The organism is Clostridium pasteurianum BC1 (assembly GCF_000389635.1).
GTDB classification, from domain to species: domain Bacteria; phylum Bacillota; class Clostridia; order Clostridiales; family Clostridiaceae; genus Clostridium_I; species Clostridium_I pasteurianum_A.
The window spans coordinates 4,943,531-4,968,741 of sequence record NC_021182.1 but is presented as its reverse complement, the minus strand read 5'-3'; the positions used below and the strand labels follow the sequence as shown (position 1 = coordinate 4,968,741).

Genomic DNA, 25,211 nt, shown 5'->3' with positions numbered 1-25,211 from the left:
AAATTGATATTATAAAAATAGGTGGGATATTTTATGAAAAAGAAATTAATAGTTATTATTGCAGCAGCCATATTTAGTATTTCTTTAGCTGGGTGTGAAGCTGTTAGTAATAGTGCAAAAAATAACACTAATCAAGTTAAACAAAATTCAGTAGTTAATACAAATGATAATAATATAATAAAGCTTATAAATGATAAAGCAAAGGCTCTAAGTGATAAAAACATAAATAACTATTTATCCACATTTGTTAAGGATACAGATACATACAATGAAGAAAAGTTAGATAAAAAATACTATTTCGATAATTTTAAGGTTAAGGCGGAGGTATCTGAGCCAACGGTGATTAATAGTTCGGATAAAGAAGCTCAAGTGCAGTATGTAATAACTACAACAAAGGTTACAGGGCCTGGATTTTTAGACAATAGAACTTTATATGTGGACAATTTGAAAAAAGTGAACAATAATTGGAAAATAGATAGCGAAGAGGTTTTAAATGTAGAATTTAAAGATGATATTTATGAAGCTGTATATAATAATATACAAGCTTTAAATGAAAAGGACATAAATAAATATATGAGTACAATAGATCCAAGTAATAATGATAGCTATAATAAGTTTAGAGATGATCAATTAGATATATTTGATAAATATGATTTAGCATATAATCTTGAAGAGGCTGATGCATATAAAGATAAATCCGATAAAGATACTGCAGTAGGTTTTATAGAAACTATTACCAAGAGAGATAATTCTGACTTTAAAAATAATAAAACCACTGGAGTAATGCATCTTAAAAAAGTTAATAATCAATGGAAGATATTTAAAATAGATATTCAAAAAACAGAGGATATAAAATAGTTTGTCAGTAAAGCAGCCAATAATTTTTTATGGCTGCTTATTTTTGTAACTGTTTAGTAGGCTTCATTTTAGTAAGATTCCTTGATAATAAAATATCTGTAGTTGCATAAACATTGAAAAATAACTAAAATAGTAATAAAGGGTTTAAAGGGGATGATTGCGGAGATGAGAAGAGAAGATTTTAAGATAATGTCAGATGTGAAGACTATTGAGGAATTAAAAGCTAATTTGATATGTATAATAGGTGATTTATATAAACTTTTTACTAAGGGAAGCAATGCAGCACAGGATGCAATATTAGAATGTATTTCCGGGGCAATAATATTATTATACGTACTTGGGGGGAGACTAGGGTATTCTCATCTTGAAATTGATGAGGAAATGAAGAAAAAATTAAAATTGGGTATAATTGAAGAGGATGGTATTGAAAAGGACGGGAAGGATTTAAGTAAATTGTATAATCATTTAAAGGATAGAAATTAAAAATTTAACAAAGAATACTGGTGATATATAGTGGAGGTTTAGGAGGAAAATATGCATAATAAAAAATATAATACAAAGGCATTAGTAGAATCAGGAATAATGGCAGCAATTTTAGTAGTCACTATGCTTATATCTATTTATATTCCTTTTATAGATATGATTGCTTATCTTGCATTACCAATACCAATTGCATTGACCTATGCAAGAAATGGATTTAAATATGCTTTTACGTCCTTAATGTGTGGAGCTTTAGTAGGAGTATTTGTTATAGGTCCAATAATAGCATTACAACTTATAATTATTTCATTTTTTGTAGGATTAACTCTAGGATATTGTATTATAAAGCATAAAAAAGCTTCAAAAACCATGATATATTTATCTGCAGCCTTTGGAATAGTTGTAATAATAAATTTATTTTTAATATCATTATTTATATATAAAAATGGAGTTATAGGATTTGTAGATAACATTGTAAGTACTTTTAATGAATCTATAAGTATAACTAAAAATATGTATTTGAGTATGGGGGTAGCCAAAGATCAACTTGAAAGGTCACTTCCAAGTAATATAATGCTTAATAGGAACCAAATAATTTGGATATTACCTGGTATGGTAATTATAGCGTCATTAGTATTAGCATTTTTTAATTATAAGATGACTGAAGCCATATTTTCACGACTAAAAGTTCAAGTTGATAAACTGAAGGGAATAACATACTTTTATATACCAAGTCTAATTGGTGCTTTTATGATAGTTTTAGTATGCATAGGTTTAATTTTTAAAAGTAGAAATATGCTTATAGGAAATTATATTTTTTATTCTACTTATGCATTACTCTCATTAGTATTAGCCATAAATGGTATTGCTGCTGTAATCTATTTTCTTAGGCATAAACTTAAATTATCAAATGGATTTATAGTAATAACCATTATATTAGTACTTTTGGCATATTATTCTTTATTTATGATTATAGGTATAATAGAACTTATAGTGGATTCTAGAAAACTTGATCCAAATAGGATTAGAAAAATTAGGTGAATAGTATGAAAGATAAGTATGATTATTCTTACCCGAATAATTTTGTATATATTATAATAATAGCTATACTCATTGTAGTAATATTTTTGTATAATCATTATATTATAGGATTTATGGCACTAGGAGTTCTTTTACTACTTACTCTCTATAATATAAAAAATATTCAAATAAAGAAAAATGAATGGAAAAGATTTATTGAAGATTTTTCATCTAAATTGGATTCTGCTACAAAGAATACTTTGGTAAAGTTGCCTTTTCCACTTATTATTATAAATAACAAAGGAAATGTACTTTGGTATAATCAAAATTTATCAATAATTTTTGATAATAAAGATGTGTTAGGGAAAAAAATTGATGAGATAATTAAAGGTATTAACGTAGAAGATATTTTAAGAGGTAAAAAGAATAATTACAGTGAGCTTAAAATTCATGAAAAGTATTATGATATGCATGCAAGCTCTGTTGATACCATAGGAAATACTGATAGTAGAAATTCCAGAGACAATATAATTCTTTTATATTTTTATGATGTAAGTGATAAGCACGAATTACTTATAGAAATTGAAAATATAAAAGAATCTGTGGCCCTTATAGAGGTTGATAATTTAGATGAGGTAGTTAAAAGTACTCCGGAAGACAAGAAACCACTTTTAATAGCAGAGGTGGAGAGAAATATAAATAGCTATGCCCAAAGTATTAATGCAATGTTCAAAACATATTCTCATGGAAAATATGTTTTGGTTATACAAAATAAAAGCATAAAAAAAGAGATGGAAAAGAAATTTGAAATTTTAGATATTGTTAGAGAAATAAATACTGGGAATACACTGGCGGTAACTCTTAGCATGGGCATAGGAAGAGGTGGGGCAACACCTATTGAAAATTACAATTTTGCTGTATCTGCTAAAGAGCTTGCATTAAGCAGGGGCGGAGATCAGGCTGTTATGAAATATAATGATAAAATGCTATTTTATGGTGGTAAAACTAAAGAAGTAGAAAAGAGAACAAAGGTGAGAGCCAGAGTTATAGGTCAATCTTTAGTGAATCTCGTAAAGGAAAGCAGCAGTGTAATTATAATGGGACATAGTAATCCTGATATTGATTGTCTGGGAGGAGCAATAGGTATATATAGTGGAGTTAGAAATTTTAGAAAGGAAAGCTATATACTAATTGATTCTTTAAATGACAGCGTAAAATACATTTATAAAAAATTAAAAAAAGATAAGGACTATGTAAATAATTTAAAAAGCAGCATTGAATCTGAAGAATTGATAGATGATAATAGTTTATTAATATTAGTTGATGTAAACAATTCAGCTTATGTGGAAAATCCCGCCATATTAAAAAGATTTAAAAAAGTAGTGATAATAGATCATCATAGAAAGTCAGTTGATGTGGTTAAGGATGCTATACTTAGTTATATTGAACCCTATGCCTCATCTACTTCAGAACTTGTAACGGAAATGGTACAATATATGGATGAAGATTATAAAATGAAGCCTGTGGAGGCTGAAGCACTTTTAGCAGGAATTTGTGTGGATACTAAGAATTTTTATTTTAAAACAGGAGTTAGAACCTTTGAGGCCGCTGCATATCTCAGAAAACATGGGGCTGATACAATTGATGTAAAAAAGCTTTTTTCAAGTGATTTGGATAGTTTTATTAAAAAATCTGAAATTATAAAATCAGCAAAAATCATAGAGGGTAATATCGCCATAGCAGCATGTCCATCTACAATAGATGATAACATATTAGCAGCTCAAGCCGCAGATGAACTTTTAAACATTAAAGGCATTGAAGCTTCTTTTGTATTAGTTAAAATCAAAGATATAGTTTTAATAAGTGGAAGATCCTTTGGAAGTATAAATGTTCAACTTATTATGGAATCTCTTGGAGGGGGAGGACATATGACTATGGCTGGGACAAAGATAAAAATTTCATCAGAAAATGAAGATCTGATAAATGATTATAAAAATGCAATGAATTATTCTATTGAAAAATTAAAAAAATCTATTGAAAAGTACTTAAGGGAAGGTGAATAGTAATGAAAGTTATATTATTGAAAGATATAAAAGGAACAGGAAAAAAAGGTGAGGTTATCAATGCATCCGATGGTTATGCAAGAAATTTTCTATTTCCTAAAAAATTGGCGGAAGAAGCCAATGATGCCAATTTACATGTATTAAATCAGAAAAATGAGGCTATTAGAAAAAAGAAGTTAGAAGAGACAGAAGCAGCACAAAAATTAGCAGAAGAGTTGAAAGGCAAGGAATTAAAGATAATTGCTAAGGCTGGTGAAGGTGGAAGACTTTTTGGAGCTATAACAAGTAAAGATATATCACTAGAAATAAAAGATCAATTAAAAGCAGATATAGATAAAAAGAAAATAGTTACAGATTCTATAAGACAATTAGGAAGCTATGAGATCGAACTAAAAATTTATCCTGAAGTATCCACCAAAATAAAAGTACTCATAGTTGAGCAGTAGGGGGAGGAAAATTTTGAAATTGCAGTTTGATTCTAATAGTCAAGATGACAAAAAAACAAATTATGTACAATTAGATGCTCAGATAGATATAACATTGAAAACACTAAAAAGTGTATTTGATGAGGGTACAATTAAAGCTAGAGTAGTGAAGTATAAACTTCAAAAGTTTATGAAAAGTGATGATATGTATAAGAAATTGTATGCATTGAATAGAATTGTTTGTGATCATGATGGAGTAGATTCTATTCCAACAGAACAAAATGCTAATGAGGTCTTAGAAACTACTAATAAGTTCATGGCTGAATACGTAGCAAAAAAATATATGGAAAATAGATTACAGGCTGAAGTTGAACAGGTTTTAATGGATAAGCAGGAAAAGTATATAGAAGAAATAAAAATGGGTATAATTAAAAAGAAAAAGGGACCTGAAAATGCTAAGACGCTAAAGAGGCTTGAAGATTTTAAAAAATTGGATTCGAAAAAACTTAGTAAAAATATACAGTCTATATTAAGACCAGAAGCCTTTTCAGAAATTATAGGACAAGAGAGGGCAATAAAAGCTATATTATCAAAGATTGCTTCACCTTATCCTCAGCATATTATACTTTACGGACCTCCAGGAGTTGGTAAGACAACCGCAGCAAGAATTGCTCTCAATGAGGCAAAACATCTAAAGTATACACCTTTTGAAGAAGATTCAAAGTTTGTTGAAGTTGATGGTACTACGCTTAGGTGGGATCCAAGGGAAATTACCAATCCTCTCTTAGGATCAGTACATGATCCAATATATCAAGGTAGTAAGAGAGAATTAGCTGAAATTGGTGTTCCAGAGCCAAAGACAGGGCTTGTAACAGAAGCTCATGGTGGAGTGCTATTTATAGATGAAATTGGAGAACTTGATAACATTCTTCAAAATAAATTATTAAAGGTTCTCGAAGATAAAAGAGTAGAGTTTTCGTCCTCTTATTATGACCCAGATGATGAGAATGTACCTCAATATATAAAATATCTGTTTGAAAAGGGAGCTCCAGCTGATTTTGTTTTAATTGGAGCAACTACAAGACAGCCCTCTGAGATTAATCCTGCACTTAGATCAAGGTGCACAGAAGTTTATTTTGAACCATTATTTTCAAAAGACATTGAAGCTATAGTAATTAATGCCAGTAAGAAACTTAATGTTAAATTAGAAAAGGGTGTTACTGAGCTTATAAGCAGATACACTATAGAAGGAAGAAGAGCAATTAATATTTTAGCGGATGTATATGGTTACACTTTGTATAACAAAGGCTTGAATTCAAAAGATAAAGTCAATATAACTAAGGAAGATTTAGAAGAAGTCATAGGTATAAGCAGACTTACTCCCTATGAGACTATAGATAAAAGTAATAATTTAGAAATTGGTCATGTCTATGGTTTAGGGGTAAGTGGATACGTTGGATCTACAATTGAAATAGAAGCATCAGTATTTCCGGCTAAGGAAAAAGGCCATGGCAAGGTAAGATTTAATGATACTGCAGGTAGTATGGCGAAGGATTCCATATTTAATGCTGCTTCCGTTATAAGAAAAATTACAGATAAGGATATAAAGTATTATGATATACATGTTAATTTTATTGGTGGAGGAAAGATTGATGGTCCGTCAGCTGGAGCAGCTATTACTGTTTGTATAATAAGTGCTCTTTTAGAAAAACCAATAAGGCAAGATGTAGCTATGACTGGAGAAATTTCATTAAGAGGCAAGATTAAGCCTGTAGGTGGAATATTTGAAAAAGTGTATGGTGCAAGAAGAAAAGAAATAAAACTTGTTACAGTACCAAAATATAATTTTAAAGAAGTGCCAAAGGGATTAAAGGATATTGAGGTAAAACCTGTAGAAACCATAGAAGAACTTATGGACATAGTATTTTAGAAAACATAGGAGAGATGATATAAATGGCAGCACCTCTTAGGAGTTTACCGCAAAATATAGAAGCAGAACAATCCGTACTAGGATCTATGATATTAGACAAAACCTCTATAGCCGATGCAGCAGAAGTTTTAAGAGGTGATGATTTTTACAGAGAAAATCACAAATTAATTTTCAGTGCTATAATAGACCTTTATCAAAGGGATATTCCAGTAGATATGATAACTCTTATTGAACATTTAAGATCTACAGAAAGACTTGAAGGGGCAGGAGGAATTACCTACATTACAGAGATTTGTAATTCAGTACCCTCCACAGCAAATTTAACATCTTACATAGATATAGTAAAGGAAAAGTCTATTTTAAGAAGACTAATAAAATCTTCAACTGAAATTATTGAGGAAAGTTATAATCAGCAAGATGATGTTCCAAAGGTTTTGGATTCAGCAGAAAAGAAAATATTTGACATAGCACAAAATACGGTAAGTAGTGATTTTGAAGCTTTAAGTGCAGTTTTGGAAAGAGGATTTTTAGAAATTGAAAGACTTTATAATAATAAGGGAGAGGTAACTGGCGTTCCTTCTGGATTTCCTGAATTGGATGCAAAGACATCTGGTTTTCAAAGGGGTGATATGATTCTTATTGCAGCCAGACCTTCTATGGGAAAAACAACTTTTGCACTTAACTTAGCAGAGTATGCAGCACTTAGATCTGCTAAGAGTATAGTAATGTTTTCACTGGAAATGTCAAAGGAGCAATTAGCGTATAAACTTTTATGTTCTGAGGCAAATGTCGATATGCTAAAACTTAGAACGGGAAATCTTGAGGACAGTGATTGGGATAATATAGCTAGGGCATCAGGACCCTTAGCAGAAGCAAAAATTTATATAGATGATACTGCGGGAATATCTGTGATGGAAATGCGCTCTAAGTGTAGAAGGATAAAAATAGAGCATGGAATAGATATGATAATAATAGATTATCTTCAGCTTATGTCCGGAAGTGGAGAAAGCAGACAACAGGAGGTATCAGAGATATCAAGATCTATTAAAGCTTTGGCAAAAGAAATGCAGTGCCCTGTTATTGCCCTTTCCCAGCTATCACGTGCACCTGAGCAGAGAACAGATCATAGGCCAATGCTTTCAGACCTTAGAGAATCAGGATCTATAGAGCAGGATGCAGACCTTGTTATGTTTTTATATAGAGACGAGTATTATAACAAAGAAACAGAAGAAAAAAATGTGGCAGAATGCATTATTGCAAAACAGAGAAATGGTCCTACAGGAACAGTAAAGCTTGCTTGGCTTGGTCAGTTTAGTAAATTTGGAAGGCTGGATATTATCCACAGGGAAGAATAAAAATTATTTTAAAAGTTATGCACAAAAATAATGACTATTAATAAAAATATATGTGGATATGTGCATAATATTTCTAGTATCATTGTTAATAAATTTAATTATTAACAAGTGGATAAGTATTACGATATAACTTTATCAATAGTTGTGTAAAATAAATTAGTTCTAATAAAAGATCAGCAGAAGTAAAGTTTTACTTCTGCTGATTTTTTTAGTGAATATCTATTTTTTTCTTTTCAATACCTTTATCTTTTTTTGGTAATGTTACTTTTAAAACTCCATCAACAAAGTAAGCATCTACGGCAGATTCATTAACATTATCTACATAAAAACTTCTTTTGAATTGGCCATATCTTCTTTCACGTCTTACATAATTATCTTCTTTATTTTCTATTGTTTCATCTCGCTTTGCAGAAATAGTCAAATAGTTATTTTCATAATCTAAGGCAATGTCATCTTTTTTAACTCCTGGTAAATCAGCTTCTAAAGTATAGGCATTTTCATCTTCCTTTAAATCTACTTTGAAGCCAGTAGTATTCATCATTGAAGGAGAGAAGAAATTATCACCTAAAAAATTATTAAATAAATCATCAAAAGCAGAACCTGTTCTTGTAACGCCATTGTTTCTTCTAAAAGGAACCATATCAAACATAATATAACCTCCTCGGTTTTTATAAATTTTATATAAAAGGGAAGCTCATTATTGCTTTCCTTGAGTACATCTTTATAATATACTATAGGTCAAAGAAAGTCAAAGTATAAAAAACAAAAATTTTGCATAATATTTAAAGAAAATAATATCTAGAATGATGTAAATTAGTCTTATTAAAGTATTTATACGAAAATTAACTTATTTGAAGAAATTATAAGAAATATGTTATTAACAATATTATTAATTAAAGGATTAAGTAGAAAGTTGACAATTAAATATATTATATTTATTGTATAAATGAAGGGAAGTGAAGATATGCAAGAAGTAGTACAATCGGTAGAAAGAACTTTATCAATTTTAGAAGTATTATCAGATTATGAAAATGGACTAGGGATAACTGAAATTAGTGAAAAAGTAAATCTTCATAAGAGCACAGTACATAGACTTTTAAACACTTTAATGATCAAAGATTACGTTGAACAGGATGAAGATACTAATAGATATAAGTTGACTTTAAAATTATTTGAACTTGGAAGTAAGAAAGTAGAGAAAATGAATATAGTTACTGTAGCTAGGCCATTACTTCAGGAACTTATGGAAAAAACTAATGAGGTAATACATTTAGTGGTAAGGGAAGGTACTGAAATTGTATATATAGCCAAAGTGGAATCACAAAATCCAATAAGAATGTATTCAAGAATTGGTAAGAGGAGTCCGGTGTATTGTACAGCAGTAGGTAAGGCTATGTTATCTTATATGACTGATGATGAGGTGAATTTTATTTGGGAGAACAGTAATATAGAAAAATTAACCGAAAATACTGTAGTTGACTTTGATAAATTTAAAGGAAATTTAGGTATAATTGAGAAGCAGGGGTATGCTATTGATGAACAAGAAAATGAAATTGGAATAAGGTGTATTGCTAGTCCCATATTGGATTACAGAGGTCAAGTATGTGGTGCAATTAGTATTTCGGGATCTATAATAAGCTTTAAAGAAGAAAAAATAAAGGAATTTTCAAAATTAATAACAGGATATGCTAATAAAATATCACAGGAGCTTGGATATAGAATTTAATCAGCATTATTAATACAAATTACATAGGCACGTATGAATAGCTTTAATTAATAGAAAAATAAAAAAAATTGGTATATAATTTATAGTATGTCATTGGATTTAGTATTAATATATGGTAGTTCAGTAAAATATATATCTATAATTAATAAATAAATATGAGTTTTCAATAAAAAAATGTTTTGCAGTATGAAACATAATTTTGTATAATGAAATATGTAAGATTTAATTGTGGTATATTTAAATTAAAAATTTATTCTGTAGAAATTTAATTATTAGGAGGATTTATAAAATGATTGAAAAGTTTAATACATTAGCAAGAATTGAAGAAGTTGGAGTAGTAGCGGTAGTAAGAGCAGAAAGTGAAGATGAAGCTGTAAAAATTTCAAAAGCTTGTATAGAGGGTGGAATATCTGCTATTGAAGTCACTTTTACAGTACCTGGAGCAGATAAGGTAATAACTTCTCTAAAAAATAAGTTTTCAAAAGAAGAATTAATTGTTGGTGCAGGAACTGTACTTGACAGTGAAACTGCAAGAATAGCAATATTAGCTGGTGCACAATACATTGTTAGTCCTGGATTTGATTTAGAATCTGCAAAACTTTGCAACAGATATCAAATTCCTTATATGGCTGGTTGTATGACAATAACAGAGATGATAAAAGCATTAGAAGCTGGTACAGATATTATAAAATTATTTCCTGGAAGCGCTTTTGGACCAAGTATGGTTAAAAATGTAAAAGCGCCATTACCACAAATTCCAATTATGCCAACTGGTGGGGTTAGTTTGGAAAATGTAGATCAATGGATTAAAAATGGATGTATTGCTGTTGGTGTTGGTGGACAGCTTATAGAAGGAGCAAAAACAGGAAACTATGAACTAATTACAGAAACTGCAAAGAAATTTGTTGAAAAGGTAAGAGCCGCTAGAAATTAATATTAAAGGAGGTGTGCTTATGGCAAAGAAAGTAGTAACTATGGGCGAATTATTATTAAGGCTTACTACACCTGGCCATAGTAGATTTGCTCAAGCTAAGTCTTTTGATGCAATATATGGAGGAGCAGAAGCTAATATAGCAGTCTTTTTAGCTAATATGGGTATGGAGTCATATTTTCTAACTAAACTTCCAGATAATGAAATCGGAGATAGCGCTTTAAATTTTGTAAGAAATTATGGAGTAAAGACAGATTATATTGCCAGAGGCGGAGATAGAATAGGTATATATTTCCTTGAAAAAGGCACATCTGTTAGGCCATCTAGAGTTGTATATGATAGAAAATATTCTGCAATTTGTGATATAGATGTAAATGATATAGATTTTGAAGAAGTATTTAAAGATGCAGAATGGTTTCATCTTTCTGGTATAACTCCAGCACTTGGAGAAAAGTGTATACTATTGGTGGAAAAAGCTGTTGAGTATGCTAAGAAAAAAGGTGTACATATAAGTGTAGATCTGAATTATAGAGCTAAACTTTGGAGTTATGATAAATTTGAAAGTGTAATTTCAAGATTTATAAATGATATTGATGTTTGTTTTGGATGGCTAAGTAGTGAAGAAGAAGGCGGTAAACACGAGATCGCTGACTTTGCAAAACAAGGAGTAGATTTAGAAAAATTCAAAAAGACATTTTCAAATATGAAAAAAAGGTTTAATATAAAGTATATGGTAACTACTTTAAGAGAAAATTATTCAGCAGATAATAATGCACTTTCTGCTTTGATTTACAACGGAGAGGAATTATATCAATCCAATAAGTACGATTTTACAATACAAGATAGGGTTGGTACAGGAGATGCCTTTGCTGCTGGGTTAATTTATAAATTAGCTAATGGAGTAGATTACAAAGATGCTTTAGAATTTGGAGTTGCATCAGGTGTATTTAAGCACACTATAGAGGGAGACTTTAATATTTGTACAGAAGATGAGATAATGGCTCTTGTAAAAGGAAATACTTCTGGCAGCGTTCAAAGATAATTTTGTTATATAGATTTTAATATAAGTAATCTTTAAAGAAATAACTAGTCAATAGACTGATATATTTTGAAGTATACTGTGTTAATAGGTTCTGACCATAGAACCACTATGGTCAGAACCTATTGCATTGAATGATATAAAATATAAGTGACATTTTTGATTTATTATTTATTTTCAGATGTTTAGGTAGGAGATTTTTATGAAAGATGGTAGGACTAGCGATAAGGTATTGGAAAAAATAGAAGAAAAAATATTTAGTGGTGAATGGAAATCTGGACAAAAAATTATGTCCGAAACTCAACTTGCAAAAGAATTAGATGTAAGTAGAGTTTCTGTAAGGGAAGCCTTGGAAAAATTAGTAACATTAAATATTATAAATAAGAAGCAAGGTGGAGGTACTTTTGTAAATGATTTAACTCCTTTAATATATTTGAATGGCCTAATTCCTATGCTCATTTTGGATATGGATAGTTATGTAGATATACTAGAGTTTAGATTAATTACTGAGCCTGAATCAGCTAGATTTTGTGCTGAGAGATGTGGCGATGATTTAATAAAGGAGTTGGAAGCATGTTACGAAAATATGGTCATGTATAAAGATGATATTAATAAGTTTACAGAAGAGGATCTTAAATTCCATACTAAAATTTCTGAGGGTACTAATAACTCATTAATTATCAAAGTAAATAAATTATTGAGAAATGTACTTAAATACCATCAAAAGCTTTTATATGAAAATCTCGGACCAAAGGGCGGAGTTACGGAGCATAAGCTTATTTTGGAGTCAATAAAGAATAGAGATTCAGAACTTGCGGCCATTTATGCAAGAAGGCATGCACAAAGAACTTTAAATGATTTAAAGAAAAATAAATTTAATATATTATGAAAATGAAAACAATAATGAAACATCCTTATAGTATTAATTACACTATAAGGATGTTTTGTTATATGGAACTAATTTCTGTAATATGAAAAAATATATTGACTAAAGATTATTTCAAGGGTATCATATAAATGAACTTGTAATACAAATTATCTGTTATATAACAAAAATATGACAAAATAATACTTAATATATGGGTAAAATGATGATTTTATAATAAAAACTATTAAAAGTTGTATTATAAGTAATGAGATGGAGGTGATTTTTCATGTTTAAAAATAAGGGAAAAGGTTTAGAAAATATTTAATACTATAATATACACTTGAAAATTGACAATCTCAAAGAATAAGACAATTCAAATAGTAATATAAAATCATTTAGAAAATGGACATGCTAAAAGTATTTGCTTGTATTTTTATTAGTTAATAAAATAACAATATGTGTAAGTTGTAATTAAAATTATACCATTATTTAATATTAGCTAATGGTTGATGTTTAAATAAAATAGTTGTTTTATTAATGAAGATAATTGAGTGCAACATATATAAAGAAATACATTATAAGTTTAGACAAAGACTGTTTTCACATATTTAATACTAAGCATTAGATACATATGAGGCAAACATTATTTTATACGTGCATATTTGCATGCTTTTATACAATTTTGTTAGAGAATGCCTATGATAAAAGAAATTTAAAAACTAATGAATTATTTTTGGAGGGATAATTATGCCGTTATTAATAGTAGTTATCGGAGTAATATTGTTATTATTACTTATGATAAGGTTTAAATTAAATGCTTTTATATCGTTAATTATTGTAGCTTTATTTGTTGGAATATTAGAGGGAATGCCTGCAGTTAAAGTAGTAAATTCAGTGCAAAATGGTGTTGGTAGTACCTTGGGACATTTATCCTTAGTTATAGGCTTTGGAGCAATGTTTGGAAAAATTATAGCAGATTCTGGTGCAGCGCAAAGAATTTCTAGAAGTCTTATAAATAAGTTTGGAGTAAAGAGAATACAGTGGGCAGTTGTTCTTACAGGATTTATTATAGGAATAGCTATGTTTTATGAAGTAGGATTTGTATTACTTATACCAATAGCAGTTTCTATTGCAGAATATACTGAATTGCCACTTATATATATAGGATTGCCTATGGCAGTTGCACTATCTGTTACATATGGATTTTTGCCACCTAACCCAGGGCCTATAGCAATAGGAACTATATATGGGGCAAGTGTCAGTTCAATTTTGATTTATGGTCTTATAATAGCCATACCTACAGTAATAGTTGCTGGTCCTGTTTTAGGCAAATTTGTAAAAATAAAAGGTAGTAAGCCAAGTGGTGGTTTGTTTAAGGGAAAAATTATTGATGAAAAGGATATGCCAAGTTTTTCAACTAGTGTCTTAACAGCTATAATTCCTCCTATATTGATGGCAGTTGCAGCTATAGGTGAAATTGTTATACCTAAGACATGGCCTATAAAAAACTTTCTAGAGTTTATAGGTAGTCCAGTTATGGCTATGCTTATATCTGTTATAGTAGCTATGTTTACCTTGGGTTTAATGAGAGGTAAAAAAATGGAAGAGCTAATGAAAGATATAGCTGAGTCAGCAAGCGGTATTGCTATGATACTATTGATAATAGGAGGCGGTGGTGCCCTAAAGCAGGTGCTTATAGATAGTGGAGTAGGCAATTATATAACTAGTATAATGGCAGGAAGTAATATATCACCGCTGATCTTAGCATGGACTATTGCAGCTGTATTACGACTTGCTTTAGGTTCAGCTACTGTAGCATCTTTGACTACAGCGGGACTTGTATTACCACTTGTTGCTGCATCACATGTTAATCCAGCCTTAATGGTATTAGCAACAGGTTCAGGCAGCGTTATATTTTCCCATGTAAACGATCCGGGATTTTGGATGTTCAAGGAATATTTTGGTCTTAGTATAGGAGAAACAATAAAGTCTTGGTCAGTTGCTGAAACTGTAATTTCTGTTATGGGTTTAATAGGTGTATTGATTTTAAATGCTATATAAAAGCATTTATGATATGAGATAAATAGTCGGATAAATATTTATCCGATGACTATCCACTCTAATACTACCATCTTCTTCAAAGTGGTAGTAAAGAGTGGCTACGTCCCTGGATAACGACTTCTAAGCATCAGATGGAATAAAAACTCCACCTGATGCTTAGAATTCTGTTTATATTATTGTTGAAGTGAATATTTAAAATAATAAATTAGAATTTGCTATTATAAAATTAAAAAATTAGATGTATTCTATATAAAAATTAATTATAAAAACTTAAAGAAACATATTGACTAAAAAACGTTTACAGAGTATTATATAAGTAAAGTTGTAATACAAATTAGTTGTTATATGACTGCAATACGTAAAAGAATTAATTATATGTTTAGAATAATGACCTTAATAGTATAGAAATTTTGCAGATTGTAATACAAATAATTATTAAACATGAGGTGATTTAAATGTTAAAAAGTCAGGAAATAAGACAAAAGGCTCCAGAAATTGATTCATTAAGACTTGGATCAGGTTGGAAGGTTGAAGATCTTTCCAAACCACAAATAATAGTTGAGAGTAGTTATGGACATAGTCATCCAGGCAGTGCTCATTTAGATTCTCTAGTAAATGAAGTATTCGATAGTATCTATGAAAACGGTGGTAGAGGTGCTAAGTTTTTCGCTACAGATATATGTGATGGAGAGGCTCAAGGACATGATGGTATGAATTACTCACTTCCATCTAGAGATATAATGGCAAGTTTAATAGAAATACATGTTCAGGCTACCCCTTATGATGCAGGTGTATTTACAACAAGCTGTGATAAAGCTGTTCCAGCACATTTAATGGCTATTGCCAGATTAAATATGCCAGCTATATTTCTACCAGGTGGATGTATGGGACCTGGACCTAATCTTTTAACTCTTGAACAGATTGGTAAATATGATGCTCAATATAAAAGAGGAGAAATAACTGAAGAACAATATAGATACTATAAGCATAATGCCTGTCCTACTTGTGGTGCCTGTTCGTTTATGGGAACTGCAGCAACAATGCAGGTTATGGCAGAAGCATTAGGTATAGCGCTACCAGCAACAGCATTGATTCCAACTACTTTTGATGATTTAAAAGGAGCTGCAATAAAAGCTGGAAAGCAAGTATTTAAATTAATAGAGAAGAACATAAGACCTTCAGATATAATGACTAAAGATGCTTTTGAAAATGCAATTATGGTACATGCTGCTATTGCAGGTTCAAGTAATACATTAATTCATATGCCAGCTATAGCTCATGAATTAGGTATAGAAATAGAACCAGAACTATTTGATGAAATTCATAAAAAGGTTCCATATATTCTTAATATAAGACCAAGTGGATTTTATCCAGGATCATATTTCTGGAATGCAGGTGGAGTACCAGCAATAATGGAAGAAATTAAAGAGTTTTTACACTTAGATGTAATGACCGTTACAGGTAAGACTTTAGGTGAAAACTTAGAAGATATAAAGAAAAGCGGATATTATGAAGAACATGCTAAGCTTATTGAAAAGCTTGGAGTTAAAAAAGAAGATGTAATAAAGACAAAGGAAGACCCAATACAAAAACAAGGAGCAATAGCTATTCTTAAAGGAAATTTAGCCCCAGGAGGAGCTGTAGTAAAGCATTCAGCTGTATCTAAAAAATTAATGAAGGTAGTTTTAAAGGCTAGAGTTTTTGATTGTGAAGAAGATGCTATAAATGCAGTATTAACTAAAGCTGTAAAACCTGGTGATGCTGTATTTGTAAGATATGAAGGACCTAAGGGATCTGGAATGCCAGAAATGTTCTATACTACAGAAGCAATTGCATCAGATGCAGAATTAGTAGAATCTATAGCTCTTATTACAGATGGAAGATTTTCTGGAGCAACTAGAGGACCAGCTATAGGACATGTTTCGCCAGAAGCAAGTGAAGGTGGACCAATAGCATTTGTTGAAGAGGGAGATCTTATAAAAATAGATATACCTGAAAGAAGCCTAGATATAATAGGTGTAGCTGGTGAAGAAAAAACACCACAAGAAATTGATGATATATTAAAAGCAAGAAAAGAAAAATGGGTAAAACCAGCGCCTAGATTTACTAAAGGTGTTTTGGGAATATATACAAAATGTGCAGTATCACCAATGAAAGGTGGATACATGGAGTAAATCTGTATATAAAATTTGATTAAGAGCTTGATTTAATTCTAAATTCGGTAAGTAATTTTTCAGACATTAATATCTCTATAATTCTTTCTAAAATTTTTTAGAGAAGAGTTTAGCCTAATTAACGGTTGATTTACTTACCGAATTTAATTTAAGCTTCATTGAAAATGTTTACTTAAAAATTTTATTATATAAATTAAAAATTATTCAGGGGGGATTTTTATGCCATTATTTATTGTACTCATAGGTGTTATATTATTATTAGTACTTATGATTAAGTTTAAGTTAAACGGTTTCATATCATTGATTTTTGTAGCCTTAGTTGTTGGAATCGCTGAAGGAATGTCACCGGCTAAAACCGTAACTTCCATACAAAATGGTGTTGGAAGTACATTAGGGAGCTTAGCATTAATTTTAGGTTTTGGAGCTATGTTTGGAAAACTCATAGCAGACTCAGGAGCAGCCCAGAGAATTTCAAGAAGTCTTATAAACAAATTTGGTATAAAAAGAATACAATGGGCAGTTGTACTTACAGGATTTATTGTAGGAATAGCTATGTTCTATGAAGTTGGATTTGTACTGCTTATACCATTAGTATTTACTATTGCTGAATTTGCTGAGTTACCACTTTTATACATAGGAATTCCTATGGCAGCAGCACTTTCTGTTACACATGGATTTTTACCACCTCATCCAGGCCCAGTAGCGATAGCTACTATATACGGGGCAAGTGTAAGTATGACCTTAATTTATGGAATTATAATAGCTATACCAACAGTAATAGTTGCTGGTCCATTCTTAACTAAATTTGTAAAAGGCTTTGATCATAATGCAAATAGTAAGCTATTTAAAACAGAAATTGTTAGTGAAGAAGAAATGCCAAGTTTTTCAACTAGTGTCTTAACAGCTATCATTCCTCCTATATTAATGGCATTTTCCGCTATATGTGAGATGACATTGGCAAAGACTTCACAATTAAGGCAGTTTGCAGAATTCGTGGGAAGTCCTTTAATGGCAATGTTTATATCTATAGTAGTTGCCATATTTACCTTGGGAATAATGAGAGGTAAAAAGATGGAAAATGTAATGAAAAGCGTAGCCGAGGCTGCCAGTGGAATAGCTATGATATTATTAATAGTAGCAGGAGGTGGTGCTTTAAAACAAGTTCTTATAGACAGTGGAGTTGGTAAATATATAGCTACAATCATGGCGGGAACAAATATATCACCTTTAATTTTAGCATGGACAATAGCAGCTATATTGCGTTTATCCTTGGGGTCAGCAACAGTTGCAGCTATGACTACTGCAGGCATAGTATTACCTATGATTTCTTCATCAAGTGTAAATCCAGCATTAATGGTGTTGGCAACAGGTGCAGGTAGCCTTATATTCTCTCATGTAAACGATCCAGGCTTTTGGATGTTTAAAGAATATTTTGGACTTAGTATTGGAGAGACAATAAAGTCCTGGTCAGTTATGGAAACAATAATTTCAGTTATGGGTTTAATAGGGGTATTGATTATAAATGTAATAATATAGATAGATATGAAACAACCTAGGGTATAAACACTCTAGGTTGTTATTTTTTATATAACTTTTCAATAATCGTCCTTTGGTAGTGAAGCATTCTAAGGAATTTTACTGCATTCTACTTTTCAAAATACATTTTTTAAATTTATAATCAAAAATCATTCCACGCTTATTTAGGAAAGTTAAACCATTCGTCAGCTAATAGTGCATACTCATATGTGTCACTCCAAATGGGCTTTCTTTCTTCATCATACTTAAAAAATATGTTGTTTAGCAAATGTCCTTCTTTTCGCATTGCTAATCGTTCTAACAATTTCCAGGATGCTATGTTTTTAGGATTACACATAGCAACTATTCTGCGTGCATTTAGCTGCTTAAATCCATAATTTAAAATCTCTTTGCAGCTTTCTGTAGCATAACCTTTTCCATAATATTCAGGATTAAAAACATAACCTATTTCCCATGTAAGAAATTCTTTAGGCTCTTGCTGCTGAAAATACACATTACCTATTAATTTATTATTCTCTTTTAAGCAAACAGCCCAAAAAGCATTTTGCTGTGAACGTCTTAGTGCTTCTTGTTTACATTGGTCTTCATTGTAAATATAATATGGCTCATCCTTAACCACTGATTCCTGAGAAAGATATTCATATAAATCCTTCCAATCATCTGCCTTAAAATTTCTAATAAAAAGTCTTTCTGTTTCCATTAATGTCATATTATAACCACTCCTCTTGTTTAATAGGAGGAATAGATGAATTATATATTTATTCCTCCACTTTAGTCGGAGAACCACCTCATAATTTTATTCATAAAAACCACCCCTTTCTTACTGTATTTGTTAAACTATACCGACAATAGTTAACTATTTCCATTATAGATTATGGTTTTAGTCTTGTACATATAAAACTAGTAACTGGCAGTTAGATTTTGTTTTATAAAATTACCATTGTATATTCTTTATCATTTCTATGCTAAGGATTGGATTGTAAGTTATGTTAAAGGTGCAGCAAGGATTGATGATGTAATATTATTCCAAATACTTTTAAACCATTGAAATATCTGATATAATAAAAGGAAATGCATGCTTCCGTAGCACAGCTGGTAGTGCAACTGATTCGTAATCAGTAGGTCGCAAGTTCAAATCTTGTCGGGAGCACCATAAAACCCTTGATAACACTGAATTTCAAGGGCTTTTATATTTCTTCGGAATTGTTTAAAAAGTTGGTTTGTTGGCAAATATAATTAGAAAATAACTTTTCAATAGATATTATACTAAGAATTTGCCATGTAAAGTAAGAGGAAATGTGAGGAAAGAAAGTCATAAGAAATGATAATAACAAAAGAGATGATAAACATACTAATCAATAATATGGTATCATCTTATATATAATTAATACGGACTAGTAAGATTATGCGAACGTTATTAGGAATAGGAGTAGAAAAATGAAAATAGTTTCAGAAGATAGAAAATCATTTATCGAGATAGTATTTATTGAATCTGAAAAAGAAAGAATGCCAAGTATTAAAGTATCTGTATCTATTCAAAATGAGGCATTTGCAGGAGCACTTAACTCTACTTGGATCGAAATTGATGAATTAAATAAATTTCTATTAAACATGGATGAAATAGATATTAAAAGAAGTGGTAAAGCCCATTTATGTAGTATGAGTCCATGTGAATTTATATTAGATTTTGAGACGTTTGATAAATTAGGTCATATAAAGGTTGTATATTCAATAACAAAACTCATAAGTTATCCTTTTTTTAGAGAACTATCTTTGAATGGAGGATTTGATATTGGCCTAAGCGAGTTTTCAAACATTGTAAAGTCATTTAGAAAGTTAATAAGTGAGTAGAGTTAGTTCGTAAAGTTCTAATATTGTTCATCAACTAAAAAAGGCAGTACTGCCTTTTTTTATTCCTACTTTGCCCCTGATTACACGGATGCTCCCATTACCCCATGTTATCATTATTGTACTAGCCATTTAAGGCGTAATTATTTCCAGTGAATAATCTTTTGTGCGTTATATATAGAACGAAAACTTATTACATTTTAAGAGATGTGGAAAAGTGATGGAATGGGTGTTTTGTGCAATGAAATTAGTAAATAAAATAATGTTAATTTATTAAACCGTAAATTTTTCGTAATAAATAATGAAATACAGTAAAAAATTCTGTGAAAAGCATAATAAAAAATAAATTATACATAAGTTTCAGAGAATATTGAAAAAAACCGTTTAATAATATAGTATGTATTCATACTATATTATTAAAAAACACATAAATGAATATTAAAAAATTAAAAATATACATATAAAAATATGAGTTTCTTAAATTGATAGGGGGTAAGTTAAATGAAAAATTTAGGATATTACAATGGAGAGTATGATTTGATTGAGAGCATGAAAATACCGATGAATGATCGTGTATGTTATTTTGGTGATGGAGTTTATGATGCTACTTATAGTAGAAATCACAACATATTTGCATTAGATGAGCATATTGATCGTTTTTTTAACAGTGCTGGTTTATTACAAATTAAAATTCCATATACAAAGGATGAACTAAAAGCTTTGCTTAAGGAAATGGTTAAAAAAGTTGACTCTGGAGAGCAATTTGTATATTGGCAAGTTACAAGAGGAACGGGTATGCGTAATCATGCTTTCCCAGGGGAAGATGTAAAGGCAAATATTTGGATTATATTAAAGCCATTAGAAATAAAGGATATGTCACAAAAAATAAAATTAATAACTTTAGAAGATACTAGATTTTTACATTGCAATATAAAAACTTTGAATCTATTACCAAATGTAATTGCAGCACAGAAGACTGAAGAAGCTGGATGTCAAGAAGGGATATTTCATAGAGGTGATAGAGTAACTGAATGTGCACATAGCAATGTATCTATTATAAAAGATGGTATTTTTAAAACAGCCCCAGCAGATAATTTGATTTTACCAGGTATAGCAAGAGCACATATTATAAAAATGTGTAAGAAATTTGATATTCCTGTAAATGAAACACCATTTACTTTAAAAGAATTAATGGATGCAGACGAAGTTATAGTTACAAGTTCAGGTCAATTTTGTATGGTTGCATGTGAAATAGATGGAAAACCTGTAGGTGGAAGAGCATCAGAAATTGTTAAGAAATTGCAAGATGCATTACTGGATGAGTTTTTAGAAGAAACAAAGTAAATTTGGGGGGGAGTATATGAATCAAGAAGAGTTAACAATATTAAATATAGGAGAAAATTTAGATAACATAATGAATTTAGATCCAAGAGGATATAGAGTATGTAGAATTTTATATAGTGCGGCAAGAGAGTATACTAAAGAACCTTTGGTAATGAATAGTTTTAGGTACTCTCAATAAAAGTCTTATAAATAGCTAATTTATAAGTAATTTTCAGTTCCAAAAGTATTACTAAAAACAAAGTACCAAAACAATTCTAATATATCCTTTATGATACTTATGTTTGGATATTATTGGCTTAACGTGGTTTTAAGTCGGAAATGTTGGCGACACCTCAATAAGTTTGAACTAAAAATTATGATTATACTTTGTATTAATATGCGTCAGCTAGATCATTTCTACATTTTAACACATCATTCTGTATAATCTGTAACACTTTTTCAGGCTCTTCAAATATTGGAGTGTGGGCAGATTCCTTAAAAAGATAGAATCCCTTTACAGGTGCACTAATTTTTTTAAGGTAAGCTTCTGACATTGAATAGTTTACTGTATAATCATATATTCCTGAAAAAAAATATACTGGAATATCAAGTTTGGTTATAGAGTTTCTTAAATCCGTCTTGTAAAGTTCATCTCTTAAAACAGTAGAATTTGAAAATGCTTTTCCAATCCATATATTTATTTTTTCTCTCAGAGTATATTCCCTATTTAGCATAACTGGCATAAAAATTCCGGTGACTACTGAGTTCATTTTATGTGTCGTACCAATTCCGGATCTATGCATCACATCATCCCTTATTTTATTGTATGCATCTGGCAAATAATCCATTGTTTCAATAGGTGTTGATTCAAGCTTTTTTATAGTTTTTTCATCTCCTATTCCCTTGTAATAATTAAGCATATACTTATATGCAATTTTTTCCGATTCCATTTGATTTGATATTTGTCCCACGCCGATATAAGCTTTGTATAGATCAGGTGATTTTGCTGCTGCCTGTATAGCTATGTATGATCCCCAAGAGTGTCCCATAAGGTATATTTTATCCTGTCCAAAATGTTTACGTAGATATTTTGTTATTTCTATTGTATCATCCACAAACTGTTTTGTTGTCATTGCTTTTGCTGAGATATTACTACTATAGGATAAACCTGCGCCACGCTGATCCCACCATACAACTGTAAAATATTCCTCAAGTCCAGTAGGATATGTTTTGGTTAGTGGATATTCAGGCATACCAGGACCTCCATGAACAAAGAGCAGTACTGGATTTGATTTATTCTTACTTTTAATAACCATTCCCATCCTTACTCCATTTATCTTGACATAAACTTTTTCTGAAATACTACCTTTTATTACATTTCCGTTTTTATCTGTCAACGGTTCCATTTTTCCAGGACTTTGTATTAACAAAATAACTACAAGAGCAATTAGGATGCCTAAGGTAATTGAAAAAACTAAAATCAATATTATTTTTCCAACCTTTAATGCTGGAACTTGACTAAAAGAAATGTTTTTTATGTATTTTTTCATTTTCACTGTTCCTTTCAATTTTATTAATTGTTTAACTACATCCTAACAGTCTCACATATCACATACAATAGCAGTTGTCATGTCCTACAAATACACTGTCATAACTTACAAAAGCCACCTTATGGTAGCTTTTTACTATTACCCTCTATGATTCATGTTTTTCTCTGTTCTTTCTCTCTGCTAATTTTTTATTTATATAATCAGCATCCTTTCTTACACCTACCAAGCGCAGTAAATATCCAACTGCATATACCGGAATTGTATATATAAATACAAACCATTCCATTCCTTTAAAATACCAATTGAATTTAATCCCAAAAGCAAAAAATAGAAGTACTACGACTACATATTCAGCAAGTATGGAAATCACAGGCCTATTATCTAATAATAATCTAATCAAAATCTGTACTAGACATATTACAGAAGCATAAATTACAATAGATCCAATGACTTTAAAGTTTCTCCATAACCCATAAAAAAAAGCATCAATGCAAAACACCCAAAATATAATAAGCATACTGACTGCAAGACTTGAAATAATATATTCTCTGAAAATTTTACTTTTACTCCTCATAATGTTCAGTCTCCCCATCCAAGAATTTTTTAACTGCTGGAATATAGGTTCTTGTAATAATAACATTTTCACCATTAATCAGTGTTGCTTTCAACCGACTATTAAAAAGTGTTGTTACACTATCTAGTACATCAATATTCAAAATACATGATTTATTTATTTGAACAAAACCGAATTCCTTCAATTCATCAATTAACTGATATAGTTTTTTGATACTTCTAAAAACCTGATCTTTTGTATAAATAAAAGTTTTTCGTTCGATACTTTCAATATAAAAAATATCATAAATATTGAGGACTATATTTTTTCCGTTATCACTTCCAACTATTTTCACATCCACACTTTTAATTCTCTGTATAAGCTGCTCTACTTGTGCATTCATAACTGGGTACCTAATTTGTACTTCTAGATTACTCTCCTCATCTTCTACAAGTATTATATCCACTGATGTACTCCTTTCTCATTAATTCATTTTAATTCATTCTCCAGGTTGCCTACAAGGAATGTATACCTTGTGTAAAATTATAAGTTTAGCTTAACTAATAAATAGATTGTACTATCATATTCCATAAAATAGTTGCTTTTTATAGATATTCTCAACATTGCTGTTATTGCTAAATTCTTCTATTACTTTATATAGCGTTGGCTTGGTAATATCAAACATGCTGCATATATCTTTAATAGAGTTTTTCTTCTCCTGATATAGGTCAAAGATGGTTTTCTTTTTAATTGGGTAGACACCGAAATAAGTGTAAAAACCGGCAACTTCATGGTATTTTTTAATATTATTACCAGTTTTATTAGTTGATTAATTTGATTCATATTCTTTAACTCTTCTATAAAAAGTATTACTTTTCATAGAAACAAGCTCCATAGCTTTTACTGCAGTTATTTCACCTTGTTTCCACTGAGTATAAACATTTTTAAAATTTTCATCTATTGGGGTTTTTCTTCTACCAAACTTAATACCTTTTTTAATAGCAGTTTTAATACCTTCTTCCTGTCTTTCTTTTATTCTTTTACGCTCATCTTCTGCCATATAACTTAGAAGTTGTAAAATTAAATCAGAAATTAAATTTTCTAATCCGTTCATGTCCTTATACTTTCTTGTATCTAACAAAGGCATATCTAAAACTACTATATTTATTTTTTAGTTTTTATAAGCTCTCACCATTCATCTAAGATCATTTGTTTATTTCTTCCCAATCTATCCAGAGACTTAATATACAAAATATCTTCGTCTCTAAACATTCGTTTCATTAATTGATATTCAGGTCTTTTAAAGTCTTTACCACTAGCTTTCTCAATAAAAATATATTCATTTTCTATTCCAAGCTCTTTAGCTGACGCAATTTGTCTATCTAAAGATTGATCCTTACTACTAACCCTTGCATAAAAAAACTTCTCATTTTATGGCTCCTTATGTAATAGTTATATAATAGTTATAAAT

At 30.2% G+C, this 25,211-nt stretch carries 25 protein-coding genes and 1 tRNA gene; 18 read left to right on the top strand and 8 right to left on the bottom strand.

Features of this window, described 5'->3' with window-relative positions:
- The first annotated feature begins 33 nt into the window (after window positions 1-33).
- The 7 genes from CLOPA_RS23085 to CLOPA_RS23055 all read left to right on the top strand — a co-directional run bounded on the left by CLOPA_RS23085 (window position 34) and on the right by CLOPA_RS23055 (window position 8,131).
- On the top strand, window positions 34-858 hold the full coding sequence (locus tag CLOPA_RS23085) for a hypothetical protein (protein WP_015617827.1): 825 nt from the start codon (window positions 34-36) through the stop codon (window positions 856-858).
- 165 nt (window positions 859-1,023) lie between these two features.
- Entirely contained in the window at window positions 1,024-1,341 is a 318-nt protein-coding gene (locus tag CLOPA_RS23080) for a MazG-like family protein (RefSeq protein ID WP_010240850.1), read from the top strand.
- A 51-nt stretch (window positions 1,342-1,392) separates the two neighbouring features.
- Window positions 1,393-2,379: a DUF2232 domain-containing protein gene (locus tag CLOPA_RS23075; RefSeq protein WP_015617825.1), complete on the top strand. Its 987-nt coding sequence runs from the start codon at window positions 1,393-1,395 to the stop codon at window positions 2,377-2,379.
- A 5-nt stretch (window positions 2,380-2,384) separates the two neighbouring features.
- Window positions 2,385-4,421 carry a DHH family phosphoesterase gene (locus tag CLOPA_RS23070; RefSeq protein ID WP_015617824.1) on the top strand — a complete coding sequence of 679 codons (2,037 nt, stop codon included), beginning with the start codon at window positions 2,385-2,387 and terminating at the stop codon, window positions 4,419-4,421.
- A 2-nt stretch (window positions 4,422-4,423) separates the two neighbouring features.
- Window positions 4,424-4,867: a 50S ribosomal protein L9 gene (rplI, locus tag CLOPA_RS23065; RefSeq protein ID WP_015617823.1), complete on the top strand. Its 444-nt coding sequence runs from the start codon at window positions 4,424-4,426 to the stop codon at window positions 4,865-4,867.
- A 13-nt stretch (window positions 4,868-4,880) separates the two neighbouring features.
- A complete protein-coding gene (gene lonC, locus CLOPA_RS23060) occupies window positions 4,881-6,776 on the top strand; it encodes a Lon family ATP-dependent protease (protein ID WP_015617822.1) in 1,896 nt (631 codons plus the stop codon).
- Window positions 6,777-6,799: 23 nt separating this feature from the next.
- A complete protein-coding gene (locus CLOPA_RS23055; RefSeq protein ID WP_015617821.1) occupies window positions 6,800-8,131 on the top strand; it encodes a replicative DNA helicase in 1,332 nt (443 codons plus the stop codon).
- A 208-nt stretch (window positions 8,132-8,339) separates the two neighbouring features.
- Here CLOPA_RS23055 and hsp18 read toward each other — a convergent pair whose 3' ends face one another.
- On the bottom strand, window positions 8,340-8,780 hold the full coding sequence (hsp18, locus tag CLOPA_RS23050) for a heat shock protein Hsp18 (RefSeq protein ID WP_015617820.1): 441 nt from the start codon (window positions 8,778-8,780) through the stop codon (window positions 8,340-8,342).
- Window positions 8,781-9,095: 315 nt separating this feature from the next.
- On the opposite strand from hsp18, the gene CLOPA_RS23045 reads away from it, so the two are divergent.
- The 7 genes from CLOPA_RS23045 to CLOPA_RS23015 all read left to right on the top strand — a co-directional run bounded on the left by CLOPA_RS23045 (window position 9,096) and on the right by CLOPA_RS23015 (window position 18,466).
- Window positions 9,096-9,857, top strand: coding sequence for an IclR family transcriptional regulator (locus CLOPA_RS23045; RefSeq protein WP_041711069.1), 762 nt, complete (start codon window positions 9,096-9,098; stop codon window positions 9,855-9,857).
- 289 nt (window positions 9,858-10,146) lie between these two features.
- Window positions 10,147-10,791 carry a bifunctional 4-hydroxy-2-oxoglutarate aldolase/2-dehydro-3-deoxy-phosphogluconate aldolase gene (locus CLOPA_RS23040; protein WP_015617818.1) on the top strand — a complete coding sequence of 215 codons (645 nt, stop codon included), beginning with the start codon at window positions 10,147-10,149 and terminating at the stop codon, window positions 10,789-10,791.
- A gap of 19 nt (window positions 10,792-10,810) precedes the next feature.
- Window positions 10,811-11,830, top strand: coding sequence for a sugar kinase (locus CLOPA_RS23035; protein WP_015617817.1), 1,020 nt, complete (start codon window positions 10,811-10,813; stop codon window positions 11,828-11,830).
- 199 nt (window positions 11,831-12,029) lie between these two features.
- Complete coding sequence (locus CLOPA_RS23030) at window positions 12,030-12,716, top strand: FadR/GntR family transcriptional regulator (RefSeq protein ID WP_015617816.1); 687 nt, start codon at window positions 12,030-12,032, stop codon at window positions 12,714-12,716.
- Window positions 12,717-13,442: 726 nt separating this feature from the next.
- Window positions 13,443-14,756, top strand: a complete 1,314-nt coding sequence (locus CLOPA_RS23025) for a gluconate:H+ symporter (RefSeq protein ID WP_015617815.1) — start codon at window positions 13,443-13,445, stop codon at window positions 14,754-14,756.
- 455 nt (window positions 14,757-15,211) lie between these two features.
- Window positions 15,212-16,930: a dihydroxy-acid dehydratase gene (gene ilvD, locus CLOPA_RS23020; protein WP_015617814.1), complete on the top strand. Its 1,719-nt coding sequence runs from the start codon at window positions 15,212-15,214 to the stop codon at window positions 16,928-16,930.
- Between the two features lie 219 nt (window positions 16,931-17,149).
- Window positions 17,150-18,466: a gluconate:H+ symporter gene (locus tag CLOPA_RS23015; RefSeq protein ID WP_015617813.1), complete on the top strand. Its 1,317-nt coding sequence runs from the start codon at window positions 17,150-17,152 to the stop codon at window positions 18,464-18,466.
- A gap of 160 nt (window positions 18,467-18,626) precedes the next feature.
- Here the strand turns inward: CLOPA_RS23015 and CLOPA_RS23010 are convergent, their stop codons facing one another.
- Window positions 18,627-19,175, bottom strand: a complete 549-nt coding sequence (locus CLOPA_RS23010; RefSeq protein WP_015617812.1) for a GNAT family N-acetyltransferase — start codon at window positions 19,173-19,175, stop codon at window positions 18,627-18,629.
- A gap of 368 nt (window positions 19,176-19,543) precedes the next feature.
- On the opposite strand from CLOPA_RS23010, the gene CLOPA_RS23005 reads away from it, so the two are divergent.
- The 4 genes from CLOPA_RS23005 (at window position 19,544) to CLOPA_RS25430 (ending at window position 21,836) form a co-directional block, all read left to right on the top strand.
- Window positions 19,544-19,619: transfer RNA gene (locus CLOPA_RS23005), tRNA-Thr, on the top strand.
- Between the two features lie 284 nt (window positions 19,620-19,903).
- Window positions 19,904-20,317 (top strand): hypothetical protein, encoded by a 414-nt coding sequence (locus tag CLOPA_RS23000; protein ID WP_015617811.1) that lies wholly within the window; start codon window positions 19,904-19,906, stop codon window positions 20,315-20,317.
- A gap of 498 nt (window positions 20,318-20,815) precedes the next feature.
- Window positions 20,816-21,658, top strand: coding sequence for a D-amino acid aminotransferase (locus CLOPA_RS22995; RefSeq protein WP_015617810.1), 843 nt, complete (start codon window positions 20,816-20,818; stop codon window positions 21,656-21,658).
- 16 nt (window positions 21,659-21,674) lie between these two features.
- Window positions 21,675-21,836: a hypothetical protein gene (locus CLOPA_RS25430; protein WP_015617809.1), complete on the top strand. Its 162-nt coding sequence runs from the start codon at window positions 21,675-21,677 to the stop codon at window positions 21,834-21,836.
- Window positions 21,837-22,029: 193 nt separating this feature from the next.
- Here the strand turns inward: CLOPA_RS25430 and CLOPA_RS22990 are convergent, their stop codons facing one another.
- The 6 genes from CLOPA_RS22990 to CLOPA_RS26895 form a co-directional block, all read right to left on the bottom strand.
- Window positions 22,030-23,187 carry an alpha/beta fold hydrolase gene (locus CLOPA_RS22990; protein ID WP_015617808.1) on the bottom strand — a complete coding sequence of 386 codons (1,158 nt, stop codon included), beginning with the start codon at window positions 23,185-23,187 and terminating at the stop codon, window positions 22,030-22,032.
- A 145-nt stretch (window positions 23,188-23,332) separates the two neighbouring features.
- Window positions 23,333-23,761, bottom strand: coding sequence for a hypothetical protein (locus tag CLOPA_RS22985; protein ID WP_015617807.1), 429 nt, complete (start codon window positions 23,759-23,761; stop codon window positions 23,333-23,335).
- Complete coding sequence (locus CLOPA_RS22980) at window positions 23,751-24,206, bottom strand: LytTR family DNA-binding domain-containing protein (protein ID WP_015617806.1); 456 nt, start codon at window positions 24,204-24,206, stop codon at window positions 23,751-23,753. The genes CLOPA_RS22985 and CLOPA_RS22980 overlap by 11 nt, the downstream gene beginning before the upstream one ends.
- Window positions 24,207-24,320: 114 nt before the next feature.
- Window positions 24,321-24,476, bottom strand: coding sequence for a helix-turn-helix domain-containing protein (locus tag CLOPA_RS26335; RefSeq protein WP_278246067.1), 156 nt, complete (start codon window positions 24,474-24,476; stop codon window positions 24,321-24,323).
- Between the two features lie 93 nt (window positions 24,477-24,569).
- Window positions 24,570-24,887 carry a hypothetical protein gene (locus CLOPA_RS26900; RefSeq protein WP_431602559.1) on the bottom strand — a complete coding sequence of 106 codons (318 nt, stop codon included), beginning with the start codon at window positions 24,885-24,887 and terminating at the stop codon, window positions 24,570-24,572.
- Between the two features lie 41 nt (window positions 24,888-24,928).
- Window positions 24,929-25,114 (bottom strand): recombinase family protein, encoded by a 186-nt coding sequence (locus CLOPA_RS26895; protein ID WP_431602586.1) that lies wholly within the window; start codon window positions 25,112-25,114, stop codon window positions 24,929-24,931.
- Window positions 25,115-25,211 lie beyond the last annotated feature (97 nt).